Genomic DNA, 12,249 nt, shown 5'->3' on the forward strand with positions numbered 1-12,249 from the left:
CCTACGACTACATGAACTCCCGCTACGGCAGCCCGAACGCCGCCTGGGCGTTCTGGCAGACCCACCACTGGTACTAAAGCCGGCACCGTCGGTCTTCCCCCGTGCCCCGGGGGTGGACAGGTGCCACCGGGGTGACCCGTGAGGGCCCGGCCCCGCGCATATCGCGCGGAGCCGGGCCCTCACGCCGTTCCCCGGCCCGTACGGACCGTCGTCCCGGCCCGGCCCGGCCCGTGTCGGCGGGGACGGGGACGGGGACGGGGGCGGCGCCGGGGTCGGACCTCGGGGCCCGGATGCCGTTGGTCTACGTGGCTGACGCCCGGAACGGGTGGCAACCTGGAGGAGGGTTTCCTGGCGGGTCGCCCGGTCCGGCGACCCGGTTGCCCGGAAGGAGCGACGCCATGGCCGGTAGTGCCACTGGGCCTGGTCGTAGGCCCGTGACCGTCGAGCGGGCCTACGCCGGCGGATGGACCACGTTCGCCGCGGTCATGCTGCTCATCGGCGGCATCCTGGCGGTCCTGGAGGGGATCGCCGCCATCCTGAACGACGACCTGGTGGTGGTCACCCGGGACTACGCGTACTCGATGAGCACCACCGGCTGGGGATGGATCCACCTCGTCCTCGGGGTGCTCTTCGTCGCGACCGGGACGGCGCTCTACGGCGGCGCAGCGTGGGCGAGGGTCGTCGGTGTCGTCGTCGCCGGGCTCGGGATGATCGCCAACTTCCTCTGGCTGCCGCACTACCCGTTCTGGGCGATCGTCCTGATCACGATCGACGGGTTCGTCATCTGGGCGCTGTGTGCGGGCACGACCAAGACGCTGGACTGAGGCGGGCCGACGCGGCCCGTGCGGCGCCACCCGCACGGCCGGCGGCTGTGGGGCAGCGCCGGGTCTCCGCGGTTCAGTCGGTGGTCACCGGTCCGCGTCCGACGGGGCCGCCGAGTGCGGAACGTGCGTAGTCGGCCAGCCGCCGTCGCAGCTCCTCGCGGGGGACGTGCTCCTCGTCGGTCAGATGGCCGACGAGATCGGCGCGGGTGGCGGCGAGTAGGGCGTGGGCCGTGAAACCGGCGTCGGCCAGGCCCGGGATCCGCTCCAGCAGGTCCCGGAGCAGGGCGTGCCAGTGCTCGTAGTGCTGCGTCCGGTAGGGGCTGTCCGCGCCGGTTCCCTCAAGGGCCAGTGCGAGGTGGCGGTTGTCGAGTTTGAAGCACAGGAGGGCGTCGAGCAGCGCCGGTGCGCGTTCGAGCGGCGGGGTGGCCGGCCCCAGTGGGGGTGGTCCGGAGTCGACGGCTGCGCTGAGCGGCTCGAGGCGGGCTCCGTACAGCGCGCGGATCAGCCCGGTGCGATCGCCGAACGCCCGGAAGAGCGTGCCCTTGCCGACGCCGGCCGCGGCCGCGATGTCAGCCATGGTGATCTCGTCCGGGCTCCGGCAGTCGGCGAAGAGGGTGTCGGCGGCCGCGAGGGCGGCGGCCCTGTTCCGGGCCGCGTCCTTGCGGGGCGCGCGATCGGGCATGGGTTCCTCCAGTTGCAATCCGGACCGGCGGTCCGTATCTTCTCCCGCAGAAGCGGACCGCTGGTCCGTATCGTATGGGACGGAGGACCCCATGCCCGCATCCACCTCGCCGGCCGAGCTCTACCGCCACAGCCTGCGCCTGCTCCTCGACAAGGACATCGCCGCCTGGGTCGACCTGTGGTCCGAGCGCGGCGTCATGGAGTTCCCCTTCGCGCCCCCGGGCCTGCCCCGGCGACTGGAGGGCAGGGACGCCGTCGCCGGCTACCTGCGCGACTACCCCGACCACATCGACCTGCACGACTTCCCGGACCTGCGGATCCACGAGACAACCGACCCCGCGACCATCGTGGTCGAGATGCGCGGCGTCGGCCGCCTGGTGAAGACCGGCGCGCCCTTCGACATGACGTACGTCGCCGTCGTCGAGGTCCACGACGGGCGGTTCGCCTCGTACCGCGACTACTGGAACCCGCTCGCCGCGGGCGACCTGACCGCACAGTTCGCGGGGAGTGTCGTCCGATGACCGCCGCCGTCCTGGTCGTGGGCGCCACCGGCACCACCGGCAGCCGCACCGTCGCGCAACTGATCGCCGCCGGCCACCGGGTCAAGGCCGCGAGCCGCCGCGCGACGCCGCTCCCCGGCACCCAGCCCGTCCGCTTCGACTGGTACGACCCCGCCGGCTTCGCCGGAGCCGTCGAGGGCGCGGACCGCGCCTACCTGGTCCCACCCGTCGGCGACCCGGACCCGGCCGCGGTCATGCTCCCGTTCCTCCGGCAGGCCCGGGACGCGGGCGTGCGGCGCGTCGTCCTGCTCAGCTCCTCCGCCGTACCCGAGGGCGGGCCGGCCGTCGGGGCGGTGCACCGGGCGCTGCCCGGCCTGTTCGACGAATGGGCGGTGCTGCGGCCCTCCTGGTTCATGCAGAACTTCACCGGCGCGCACGCCAACGCCCGGAGCATCCGCGAGGACGGCGTCATCATGACCGCCACCGGGGCCGGGCGGGTCGGCTTCGTCGACGCCGACGACATCGCCGCCGTCGCCGTCCATGCGCTGACCGGCGACCCCGCCCCCAACACCGACCTGGTCCTGACCGGGCCCGAGGCCCTCCGCTACGACGACGTCGCGGCGATCGTCGCGAAGGTCACCGGCCGCCCCGTGGTCCACCACAGCCTCACGCACGAGGACCTGCGGGCACGCCTGGCCGCCCTGATGCCTCCGGAGTTCGCCACACTGCTCGCCGACCTGGACCTCGCCATCGCGGAGGGGGCCGAGGACCGTACCACCGACACCGTCCGACGCCTCACCGGTCGTCCGCCGCACAGCTTCGAGACGGTCGCCCGCCGGGAGCTCGCCGAGGCCCGGGGACACGGCCCGCACGACGGGCACCCCGGCCCGGACGTCACGCCGGCACCGAGTGCCGGCTGAGTGCAGCGCCCCGGCGGCGCACGTGCCGCCCCGACGGCTCACCCGTCATCCTGGTCCGCTCCGACTCGGCTGCCTTCAGTGCGGGGGCGCGGCACGGGGGGTGCGATCTCGGGTGAGTCCGGGCCGACACCCGGCAGGTCGGTCCACAGCCAGGCGTTCCGGGTGGCGAGTCGTCGCAGCCGGCCTTCGTTCTTCGGGGTGCGGGCGATCAGCCAGGTTCCGTCGGCGCGCTCGCCCATGCGATTGAGCGCGACGTAGATCGGGTCGCCCAGCTCGTCGGGGTCGGCGGCCTGGACCCGGAGCCACTCGTCCCAGCGCGACACCTCCACGCGCATGCTGCCGCGATCGTCGGCCTCGTTCTCGGTGAAGAGCGCGCCCTCCTGCTCTGCTGCCGGAGAGATGCCGTACTCGTTGGGGGCGAGCCGAAGCGGCGTGTCCTCTCCGGTGACGATCCGGTAGCTGCGACCGCGGACGCCGAGCATGCGCCGCACGTCGTCGAGTTCCGGTTCCAGGGTGCCGACCCGTGCGGGACAGACGGCGTAGTGGATCACTCTGCACCGGCCCGCCTTCCGGCCCGGTCTCACCAAGCCTTCGTCGTCCTCGTGCCAGGCGACCCTGGCCGGCACGCGGTGGCTGGGCAGGTCCTTGGGTTGCAAGGGGATCCACTTGCCCCCGGTGGACATCCTCCACTCGACCGTGGTCAGGCACTCCTTGCAACGCGAGTACGGGGAGTATCTCTCCCCCACGGGCCTGCCGATCGCGCTGGCCCAGGTCTCCAGGGTCTGCCTGCGGGCATCGTCGCGGCCATCGCCTTCGCTCACTTCTCGGCCACCCCACGTTTCTGACGTAACGTCAAAAGCTCATCTGACGTGAGGATAAGTGGCTGCGCTGACATCATGGAGGTGTTCCGCGGGCATTCGAGACGCCGGCACCTCCCAGCCCTGGTGGAGGATCATCAGCGAGGAGTGGTCCCACGCGGCCGAGTGCGGCCGGCTGTGGCAGCCACTCGCCCCGGGCGGGCCGTTGGTCGCTGCGGGGCCGCCACCGTCGGCGGGGCCGCCACCGTCGGCGGTGACCTGACCGTCAACGGCGATCCAGGGCAACCTGCGGGTCCACGGGGCGTTCCGTGCGGACAGCTGACGGTCACGCTGGGACGGCCGCCCGGCGGGAGGAGGAGCCCGCCGCGGCGGCCGTCCGCATGGGGCGGGGCTGGTTGCCCGGTCCTTGCAGCGCTGTCAAGAGGTCTGGACCTCATCGGGCAGGCGGGCGGCGAAGGGTGTGTCGAGCAGCGCCAGCAGGCCCGGGTGGACCAGGGCTCCGGGCAGCCGCGGGTGGCGGGTGAGCAGCCCGGCCCGACGCAGCCGGGCCAGCGCCGGGCCCGGGTCGTACGGCAGCCGTGACCGCAGCCAGTCGGCGGACACCGCCGGGGCGGCGGTGAACCGGCGCAGCACGCCCACCGCCTGCGGGTCCTCCCGTACGGCGTCGATCGCTGCGGTGAGCAGCCGCCGGTGGGCGGCGAGGGTGGTGGTGCGGTGCCGGGCGGTCTCGGTGACGGCGTCGGCGAAGACCGTTCCCCAGCGCGCCCAGTCGCCGTCGGCCCCGGCCACGATCGCCTCGTCGTGCGTGGCGCGCCGGGCCTCGACCCAGCCGTCCAGGTCGAGCAGCAGCCCGGGCAGCAGGCCGGCCGCGACCAGGTCGCACTGGGCGAGCAGCCGGGCGAGCCGGCCGTTGCCGTCCGGGAACGGGTGGACGGTGTAGAGCCGCAGCACTCCGAAGGCCGCGAGGTCCAGGGCGGGTGAGTCGGTGTTCACGGTCCAGTGGTGCCAGCGCCGGAGGTGCCCGCGCAGCGGCCGGCCGGGCGGGACGGCGATCGCGAACCGCCGTCCGTCCGGCCACACCACGTGGGCGTCGGTGCGGCGCAGCCCGCCGCCGCCCGGTACGGACGGGTCCTCCGCGACGAGCAGGCGGTGCAGGTCGACGAGCGCGTCGGGGGTGAAGCAGGGCCGCTGTCCCGGCCGTTCGCGGAGCTCGGCCCGGACCGACGCCACGGCGAGCAGTCCGGCCTCGGCGCGGTTCCCGGCGGAGGCCGCGGCCTGGTCCGCCAGCCGGCCGGGGTCCGCGCCAGCGAGCCGGCCGGGGTGGAGGCGCGTCCTCAGCCGGGGCCGGTGGAACAGGTCGGGGTTGTCCAGGCCGGCTGCGGCCTCGCGCAGTTCGGCCAGCGCGGCGAGGGCCGGACCGCGCGCCTCGGCCGGCACGGCCTCGGCCCCGGGCGGGGGCACGACCGGACGGACCGGCCGTGCCCCGCTCGCGGCGAACAGTGCGGTCATCCGCAGGGGCCGGAGATCAGCGTGCCGGTCGGCTGGCTGACCGTCACGTACTGGACCTCGTTCTGGCCGAGCCAGCTGGTCGTGGTGATGGCGTACTCGACCGTCTGGTACTCGACCCCGAGCGCCCAGGTGCCGTGGGCCGGTATGTCCACCGAGACCTCGGTGGACTCGGTGGACACGGTGTTGAGCTCGTGCCCGACGGTGAGCTTCAGTGCGTTCAGCGCCTCGATCCCGAGCTCCATGCTCACCTTGTACGACACCGAGTAGCTGGCCGTGGTCTTGATCGTGACCTGGTGGTCGTACGGGTTCTGGACGCAGTCCTTGCGGATCACCTTCTTGTTGATGATCTTCACCGGCGTCGCCCGGGTGCCGGGGCCGGCGCCGGTGGAACCGCCGCTGGTCGGCGTCCACTCCGGCTGGACCGGGTCCGGGTCCGGCTGCGCCCGTCCGATCACCCTGATCACGTCGTCGTTCGGGAACGGCGTGCCGTCCGCCGGGACGTTGTCCAGGTCCAGGACGAAGTTGTCGTCGGTGTAGTCGTGGTCCCAGGGGTCGCACGAGGTGTAGCAGTCCGCTGCGAAGGCGGCCTGCGGCAGAACGGTCGCCGGAACGGCGGTGAGGACGGTGACACCGAGCGCGACTGCGCTCAGGGCGGTCCGGAGCTTCACGGGGGTCTCCACTGTGGGCGATCGAGGGTCGGACGGAGGTCCGCGGCCGCCCCGGCGCTCCCGGGTCGCGGTGCGCGGGCGGCGGCCGGCCGTCCGCCGTCGAGTCTGGCCCGGGTTGTCGTGGCGGACATCGGTAGACCTACGCAAGATGGTTACTGAGCAGTTGTCCTGGCGGGGCATCAGGCATCAGGCATCAGGTTGCGGGCAGCGGACGGTCGTCGGTGTTCGGCGGCAGCCGGTGTCGGCGACCTCGCGGGAGTGGTGACCTGACCCGTCGTCGCCTGGTGGCACCGTGGTCCTCCCGCCGGGCCGACACTCACGACCCGGCCTCCCCCGCGCGGGGGAAACCGATGGTCCGTGGGACGGATGTGGTCGGCGTGGGTGGCGCGGAGTCTTGGAGCGTCGGCAATCCGGACATACGGGGGTCACGGTGGTTGTTCCTGCGAACTCGGAGACAGGTGGCGTTCCTGCGCCGCCGAGCGCGAGCCCGGGGCGGATGGTGTGGCGGCGGCGGTGGCCCGTGTGGGCGCCCGTGGCGGCCGCGTTCTGGGGCGTGCTGTACGCCGCGGTCGAGGTCACCTGGGCGGTGACGGGCGCCACCGTGCCATGGACGGCGCACTCCGCGTACGTGCCGGGGGTTCAGCTCTTCCAGGCGGCCCTCGCGCTCCTGGCCGGCGGCGCCTGCCTGGCCGGCACCCGAACTCTCGCCAAGCCCGGCCGGGTTGCGATGGCGACGACGCTGATCGTGGCGCTCCCGGTGTTCGTCGTGGGAACGGCCGGGCTGCCGATCTACTTCGTGACACTCGTGACGCTCTCGGGGATCGAGAGCGCCACCGGGCTGGCCCAGGTGCTGTTGGACACGGCCGGTGCCGCCCTCCTGCTCCTCGTCGGTCTGTCGTACCGCCGACGGCTGCGCGGAGACTGCCCGCGCTGCGGGCGGCCGCACGCCGGCGCAGCCGACGGCCCGCTCGCCCACCCCGCCGCATCCCGGGCCCCGAGGCGGACCCGCGTCGCGGTGTACCTGCTCATGGGCGGACTCCTGCCGTGGGCGGGGGCCAAGACCATCTGGACGCTGGGCGGCGACGCGCTCGGTGTCGCGGGCGACGACTGGCAGAGGTTGACGAGCGTCGGCGCGTCCGGGCCGTCGAAGGCGGCCGCGTCGGCGGGGATCGACGTGACCGTGCTGGCCGCGATGGTCGGGATCTTCCTGCTGCTGGGGTTGCTGTACGCGTGGGGCCAGGTGTTCCCCCGCTGGACGGTGGTCCTGTCCGGGCGGCGGGTCCCGCGCCTGCTGCCGTTGATCCCGGCCTGGCTGACCGGCATTCCCCTGACGATGTACGGGGCCGCCCTCATCGTCATGGCCCCGCTCACGGCCGTCGGCGTGCTGCCCGAGATCAAGCCGTCCCCGCCGTTCACCACCGGCTCGGGGATCACGTGGATGGTCGAGTTCGGCGGCCTGGCATTCGGCGGTCTGGGCGTCGGCCTCGTCGTGGCCGCCCGCTCCTATGCCGCCCGCACCCGCCCCGTCTGTGCCAACGCCGCGGCAACGGAGAGGCCCAGGTAGCCGGGCACCGGATTCGCAGCTTCCCGCCGGCGATCAACGAGCGGCCGCGACGGGTCCCGGCCGCGAACGCGCCCGGTCGTCACGGTTCCCGGTCGCGACGGCTTCCGGTCGAAGCGCGCACGATTGCCCGGCGGGCCGACCGGGGTACTCAGCGGGGACAAGAACGCTTCCTGCTCGCCGCGTTCGGCTCGGGGGAGGTGAGCCAGCCGTCCTGCACATCCCAGGTGCCACCGTCCGCGGTGGCGCCGCGTAGGCCGTCCAGGGTGCCGGGGCCGGCCAGGGCGGGCAGGTGGGGATCGCCGAGGGAGGCGAACGCGACGGTGCGGGCCGGGTCGAAGTCGGTCGACTGCCGCAGGCGGCGAGCGAGTCGGGCGAAGCCGGGGACGGCGGCTGCGATCACCCAGGCGTCGGGGGTCTGGGCGGTCAGGCGGCGCGCGGGGCGCAGCCAGGAGGCGGCGCTCTCCGGCCAGTCCACCTCTGCGAGGACCGTGCCGCCGCGCGCCCGCCAGGATTCGGCGAACGCGTAGGCGGCGGCGCGGGAGGCGTCGTCGCGGCTGTGGCCGATCGCGACGGTTTCGATGCCGGGCTTGGCGGTGGTCAACAGGCCGACGAGAGCGGCGAGTTCGACGCCGGTGTGGGGTCGGGGTGTGGCTGGCCCGCTGTTCGGCCCGTCGTTCGGCCCGTCGTTCGGCGTGGTGATCGGCCCGTCGTTCGGTGCGGCGTTCGGCTCGGTGTCCGCGGCGGTGTGGGCGGTCACGAGGCGTCGTGGAAGACGAGGCCGAGGGTGTGCCTGCGGCCGGAGCGGACGGTGCTGACGCCGTGCCGCATCGGCGCGGCCGACCAGCCCCGCTTGGTCGCCACGGGCCGGTCGCGCGTGGTGAAGACCAGGCCGTGGCCCTGCGGGAGGGTGGTGGACGAGCCGCGGGACTGTGCGCGGGCGCGCTGCTCGGTCATGAGGAACTCGCCGCCGGTGAAGTCGGTGCCGGGTGCGTCGAGGCCGATGACGACCTGCAGGGGGAAGAGCATGTCACCGAACACGTCCCGGTGCAGGGCGTTCCAGTCGCCGGGGCCGTACCGCAGCAGGATCTGCGCGGACCTCGCCTGGCCGGCGGAATGGCACAGCTCCAGCCACTCGTCGAGGTCGTCGGGCCACGGTGCGGGGGCGCGGAGCCTGGTGGCCCAGGCGCGGGCGACGGGCAGCAGGCGGGGATAGAAGGACTCGCGCAAGTCCCGCACCAGGGAGGGAAGTTCGTGGGTGAAGTAGCGGTACTGGCCGGAGCCGAAGCGGTGGCGGGCCATGTCGACGGTCGTACGGAAGTGTGCGGGTTCGTCGTAGAGGGCGGTGATCGTCCGGCATTCGGCGGGGGTGAGGAGCGGGCCGGTGAGGGCGTGCCCGTACTCGTCGAGTTCGCCCGCCAGGGCCGCCCAGTCGGTCCCGGCGAGACGGTCGGCCACCGGGGCGGCGGTCAGGGTGCGGCCCGGCGCTTCGCCGGTCGGCAGCAGTGCGCCCGGCGGGCTGTCCGTCGTCCTGTACGCCGTCATTGGTCGGTGTCCCTTCGCGGTGGTCCGGTGTGCTTCCCCCACGGACAACCCTCCGGCTTCCTGCTCCGCATGTCCGGCGGGTTTCGGACGCCGCTCTGGTGGTGGAGGACCCGGCGGTGTACGTCAGGCGGTTGCGCCGCGCGGACAACCGACACCCCGTCTCCACCACCGAGCCTGCCGCTGCGACCCGACCGCCCGGCGCGTACCGTCCGGCGCGTCAGGGGATCCGGGCCTCGATGTGGGCGAGGTGGGCGGCGAGGATCTCCTCGAAGGCGGCGCGGCGGTCTGCTCCGAGGGGGCGGATGTCGCGGGCGAAGTGGGCCAGGGTGGGGAAGCGTTCCGGGTCGGCGCCGAGCACCGCGACGCGGAACTGCTCCATGGCCTGTTCGTACTCCGTGGGAGTGATGGTGCTGATACCGGCCTCGGAGGCGATCAGCGAGGCGAGGAGGATCACGATGCGGTGGTACCGCACCGGGACCTCCTCGTCGGGCAGGCCGGACGCGCGCAGGGCCTGCAGCAGCTCCTCCATGACCAACCGGGATCCGGTGCCGCCGGACGCGTAGCGTCCCCACACCGTGGCGAGTTGGGGTTGCTCGCCGAAGGCCTCGCGCAGGCGCAGGGCCAGGGCGGTGATGCGCTGCTTCCAGTCGCCCTCGGGGTGGTGGCCGTCCATGGCGGCCAGCAGGATCCGGTCGGCTACCGCGCGCAGCAGTTCGGTCTTGTTGCGGAAGTGCCGGTAGAGGCTGGAGGAGTCGGTCCCGAGTGCTGCGGCGAGTTTGCGCACGCTGAACGACTCGGCATCGCTCGTGCGCAGCAGGTCCGCCGCCGTGTCCAGGATCTCCTCGGTCGACCATCGCCTTCGGCCAGTCATCTCGCGCCTCTCGTCCCTGTCGTCCGGGCTCAGCCTAATCCATGCACTTGCTGTTGCACGCACTGCGTGCATACTGAGGGCATCGCACCGTCCGACCACGACGAGACGCCCGGCATCCGGCCGGGAGGGGGAGCAGGACACATGAGTGGGACCACTGCCGCGACACGGCCGCCGGAACCGGATCTCTCGACGATCACGGCCGAGGAACTGCGCGCCTACCGCGACGCGGAGAACCGCTGGCGGGCGTCCGGCCCGGCGCGGGCCGTGCTCGGGGAACCTGATCCCGGCGCCGAGATCGCCTGGCAGCAGGTGGCGCTGCCCGGCCGCGACCTCCCGGTCCGGGTGTACCGGCCGGTGCCGACGGGAGACGGCGAAACCGACGCCCGGACCGACCTGCCACTCGTCGTCCACGTCCACGGAGGCGGCTTCGTCGGCACGGCGGCGCAGTGCGACTGGACCAACAGCCACCTCGCCACCCAGCTGCCCGCCCTCGTCGTCTCGGTCGAGCACCGCCTCCTCGCCCCCGACAGCCCGCTCGCGGACGCCGCCGACGACGGCTGGGACGTGCTCCGGCACGTGGTGCGGCACGCCGCGCAGTGGGGCGCCGACCCTGCGCGCGCGGCCGTGTTCGGCGAGAGCTGCGGTGCGCTGATCAGCGCACTGACGGCCATCCGGGCCAGGGAAGCCGGCCTGGAGCTCAAGGCGCAGGTACTGGTCAACCCCGTGGTCGACGTGACCGGGACGATGTTCGACCATCCCTCGATGGCCGAGTACGCGTACAGCCCGACCAGGGCCCTGCCGCAACTGCGGTTCGTCCAACGGCTCGCCGTTCCGCCGGGAGCCGACGCCGACGGCGACGCCCATGCCGACGCCAACGACGACACCGGTGCCCGCGCACGCGCCGTCTCGCCGCGGTACGCCGACGACCTGAGCGGGCTCGCCCCGGCGCTCGTGGTGGTGCCCACCCGGGACGCGCTCGCCGACCACGGCCGCCGCTACGCCGAGCAGCTGCGCGCAGCGGGGACTCCCGTGCGGCTGTCCGAATACCCGGGAGCGAAGCACGCGTTCCTCACCATGCCCGGCCTGGAACCCCAGGCCGAGGCCGCCCAGGCGGAGATTCTCGCGTTCCTCCGCGCGGCCCTGGCGCGGTGAGGGAGGAGCGATGCACCTCCACGATGCACCCACCCTCGGCCGACAGAAGACAGAAGACAGGGGTAACGAGATGAACACCGCTCCACCTGCGAAGCCACCGACCGCGAAGTCACTGAACGCGACGGCCTTACACAGTGAGTTCGAATCGCTGGGCGTGCGGCCCGGGTCCGTACTGATGGTCCATTCGTCGCTGTCCGCCTTCGGGCAGGTGGACGGAGGGGCCGAGGCGGTGGTGCAGGCCCTGCGCGCGGCAGTGGGGCGGACGGGCACGATCGTCGTGCCCACCTACACCCGGCAGGTCGCCGATCCTCACCCTGACAGCCACGCCTTCGACGACCCGCGAACGGTCGCAGCACGCGCGGCCGTCCCGACCTTCCACGATGCGCTACCCACGGAGATGGGTGCGATCCCCAGCGCCGTGCTGGCGCACCCGGACCGGGTCCGAAGCCGACACCCCCAGGCATCCCTGGCGGCCCTCGGCGCGGACGCCCGCACGATCTGTGCGGCGCAGCCACTCGGCTACGCCCTCGGGAACGGTTCGCCCTTCGCGAGGATCCATCAGCTGGGCGGGTCCATCCTGCTGCTCGGAGTCGGGCACAACCGCAACTCGTTCCTGCACCACGCGGAGTCCCTGGTGCCCACCCACCGGAAGAAGCTGCGTCGCTTCCCGCACCTGGTCGACGGCGAGCGGGTATGGGTTGAGACGATGGACGTCGGCAACGACAACGACACCTACTTCCCGCTCATCGGTGCGGAGTTCGCCGCCCTGGGACTGTCCCGCAGCCGCGTGATCGGATCGGCTCCCTGCCAGTTGGTGCCCGCTGTCGCCTTCGTCGACTACGCGCGGAAGCGCCTGTCCCAACTGCTGCCCCACAGCCGATGAGTGACAGCGGCTCGCGTCGGACCTGGCTGCCGCGGGCTCAACCACCGCGGATCGGCGGTAGTACCGACTGTCCCGTGGTTCCGTGGTCCTGCGGCTGACGCGGCGGGTTGAGATCGATCCGTTCCGGCTCGCCAGGGCGGGGCGCGGGCGGCGTCGCCACGTCCGTGGCGGTGTGAACCTTCGGTGTCGGGGAGACGGGCGTCGCCGGCCCGGCGGGTGTCGCGCGGGGCCGTGCGACGACGGCCCGGAGAACGCATGGGCAGTGGGCGCCCGTGTACACCCCGCACGCGGTGACTGCCCCGAGCGCTCTCGGGTCA

General features: G+C 73.3%; 13 protein-coding genes. 6 read left to right on the forward strand and 7 right to left on the reverse strand.

Annotated features, from left to right (window positions below; genetic code table 11):
* The first annotated feature begins 398 nt into the window (after positions 1-398).
* Positions 399-824 (forward strand): DUF7144 family membrane protein, encoded by a 426-nt coding sequence (locus tag ABTY56_RS31285; RefSeq protein WP_350632723.1) that lies wholly within the window; start codon positions 399-401, stop codon positions 822-824.
* Between the two features lie 73 nt (positions 825-897).
* Here the strand turns inward: ABTY56_RS31285 and ABTY56_RS31290 are convergent, their stop codons facing one another.
* Positions 898-1,506, reverse strand: a complete 609-nt coding sequence (locus tag ABTY56_RS31290) for a TetR/AcrR family transcriptional regulator (protein ID WP_350632724.1) — start codon at positions 1,504-1,506, stop codon at positions 898-900.
* Between the two features lie 91 nt (positions 1,507-1,597).
* Here ABTY56_RS31290 and ABTY56_RS31295 point away from each other — a divergent pair, with 91 nt between their 5' ends.
* Together ABTY56_RS31295 and ABTY56_RS31300 are read left to right on the forward strand one after the other, a co-directional pair.
* Entirely contained in the window at positions 1,598-2,026 is a 429-nt protein-coding gene (locus ABTY56_RS31295) for a nuclear transport factor 2 family protein (RefSeq protein ID WP_350632725.1), read from the forward strand.
* On the forward strand, positions 2,023-2,925 hold the full coding sequence (locus ABTY56_RS31300) for an NAD(P)H-binding protein (RefSeq protein ID WP_350632726.1): 903 nt from the start codon (positions 2,023-2,025) through the stop codon (positions 2,923-2,925). Before ABTY56_RS31295 ends, ABTY56_RS31300 begins: the two co-directional genes overlap by 4 nt.
* A 38-nt stretch (positions 2,926-2,963) precedes the next feature.
* Here the strand turns inward: ABTY56_RS31300 and ABTY56_RS31305 are convergent, their stop codons facing one another.
* From ABTY56_RS31305 to ABTY56_RS31315, 3 genes are all read right to left on the reverse strand, one after another.
* Positions 2,964-3,746 (reverse strand): DUF6083 domain-containing protein, encoded by a 783-nt coding sequence (locus tag ABTY56_RS31305; protein WP_350632727.1) that lies wholly within the window; start codon positions 3,744-3,746, stop codon positions 2,964-2,966.
* A 414-nt stretch (positions 3,747-4,160) separates the two neighbouring features.
* Positions 4,161-5,252 carry a Fic family protein gene (locus tag ABTY56_RS31310; RefSeq protein ID WP_350632728.1) on the reverse strand — a complete coding sequence of 364 codons (1,092 nt, stop codon included), beginning with the start codon at positions 5,250-5,252 and terminating at the stop codon, positions 4,161-4,163.
* Positions 5,249-5,920 carry a DUF6426 family protein gene (locus ABTY56_RS31315; protein ID WP_350632729.1) on the reverse strand — a complete coding sequence of 224 codons (672 nt, stop codon included), beginning with the start codon at positions 5,918-5,920 and terminating at the stop codon, positions 5,249-5,251. Before ABTY56_RS31315 ends, ABTY56_RS31310 begins: the two co-directional genes overlap by 4 nt.
* Positions 5,921-6,440: 520 nt before the next feature.
* On the opposite strand from ABTY56_RS31315, the gene ABTY56_RS31320 reads away from it, so the two are divergent.
* Positions 6,441-7,484, forward strand: a complete 1,044-nt coding sequence (locus ABTY56_RS31320; protein ID WP_350632730.1) for a hypothetical protein — start codon at positions 6,441-6,443, stop codon at positions 7,482-7,484.
* Between the two features lie 148 nt (positions 7,485-7,632).
* Here the strand turns inward: ABTY56_RS31320 and ABTY56_RS31325 are convergent, their stop codons facing one another.
* From ABTY56_RS31325 to ABTY56_RS31335, 3 genes are all read right to left on the reverse strand, one after another.
* Entirely contained in the window at positions 7,633-8,241 is a 609-nt protein-coding gene (locus ABTY56_RS31325) for an ABC transporter substrate-binding protein (RefSeq protein WP_350632731.1), read from the reverse strand.
* Positions 8,238-9,026 carry a 2OG-Fe(II) oxygenase gene (locus ABTY56_RS31330; protein ID WP_350632732.1) on the reverse strand — a complete coding sequence of 263 codons (789 nt, stop codon included), beginning with the start codon at positions 9,024-9,026 and terminating at the stop codon, positions 8,238-8,240. The genes ABTY56_RS31325 and ABTY56_RS31330 overlap by 4 nt, the downstream gene beginning before the upstream one ends.
* A 217-nt stretch (positions 9,027-9,243) precedes the next feature.
* Positions 9,244-9,897, reverse strand: coding sequence for a TetR/AcrR family transcriptional regulator (locus ABTY56_RS31335; protein WP_350632733.1), 654 nt, complete (start codon positions 9,895-9,897; stop codon positions 9,244-9,246).
* Positions 9,898-10,038: 141 nt separating this feature from the next.
* On the opposite strand from ABTY56_RS31335, the gene ABTY56_RS31340 reads away from it, so the two are divergent.
* Together ABTY56_RS31340 and ABTY56_RS31345 are read left to right on the forward strand one after the other, a co-directional pair.
* Entirely contained in the window at positions 10,039-11,049 is a 1,011-nt protein-coding gene (locus ABTY56_RS31340; RefSeq protein ID WP_350632734.1) for an alpha/beta hydrolase, read from the forward strand.
* A gap of 10 nt (positions 11,050-11,059) precedes the next feature.
* Positions 11,060-11,932, forward strand: a complete 873-nt coding sequence (locus tag ABTY56_RS31345) for an AAC(3) family N-acetyltransferase (RefSeq protein ID WP_350632735.1) — start codon at positions 11,060-11,062, stop codon at positions 11,930-11,932.
* Positions 11,933-12,249: the final 317 nt, after the last annotated feature.

Source organism: Kitasatospora sp. NPDC097691 (assembly GCF_040302665.1).
Taxonomy (GTDB): Bacteria; Actinomycetota; Actinomycetes; order Streptomycetales; family Streptomycetaceae; genus Kitasatospora.

What these genes read in the sequence shown, in the direction of transcription:
- ABTY56_RS31285 (WP_350632723.1), top strand. Translation starts at nt 399, where the DNA reads ATGGCCGGTAGTGCCACTGGGCCTGGTCGTAGGCCCGTGACCGTCGAG.
- ABTY56_RS31290 (WP_350632724.1), bottom strand. Translation starts at nt 1,506, where the DNA reads ATGCCCGATCGCGCGCCCCGCAAGGACGCGGCCCGGAACAGGGCCGCC.
- ABTY56_RS31295 (WP_350632725.1), top strand. Translation starts at nt 1,598, where the DNA reads ATGCCCGCATCCACCTCGCCGGCCGAGCTCTACCGCCACAGCCTGCGC.
- ABTY56_RS31300 (WP_350632726.1), top strand. Translation starts at nt 2,023, where the DNA reads ATGACCGCCGCCGTCCTGGTCGTGGGCGCCACCGGCACCACCGGCAGC.
- ABTY56_RS31310 (WP_350632728.1), bottom strand. Translation starts at nt 5,252, where the DNA reads ATGACCGCACTGTTCGCCGCGAGCGGGGCACGGCCGGTCCGTCCGGTC.
- ABTY56_RS31330 (WP_350632732.1), bottom strand. Translation starts at nt 9,026, where the DNA reads ATGACGGCGTACAGGACGACGGACAGCCCGCCGGGCGCACTGCTGCCG.
- ABTY56_RS31335 (WP_350632733.1), bottom strand. Translation starts at nt 9,897, where the DNA reads ATGACTGGCCGAAGGCGATGGTCGACCGAGGAGATCCTGGACACGGCG.
- ABTY56_RS31340 (WP_350632734.1), top strand. Translation starts at nt 10,039, where the DNA reads ATGAGTGGGACCACTGCCGCGACACGGCCGCCGGAACCGGATCTCTCG.
- ABTY56_RS31345 (WP_350632735.1), top strand. Translation starts at nt 11,060, where the DNA reads ATGCACCTCCACGATGCACCCACCCTCGGCCGACAGAAGACAGAAGAC.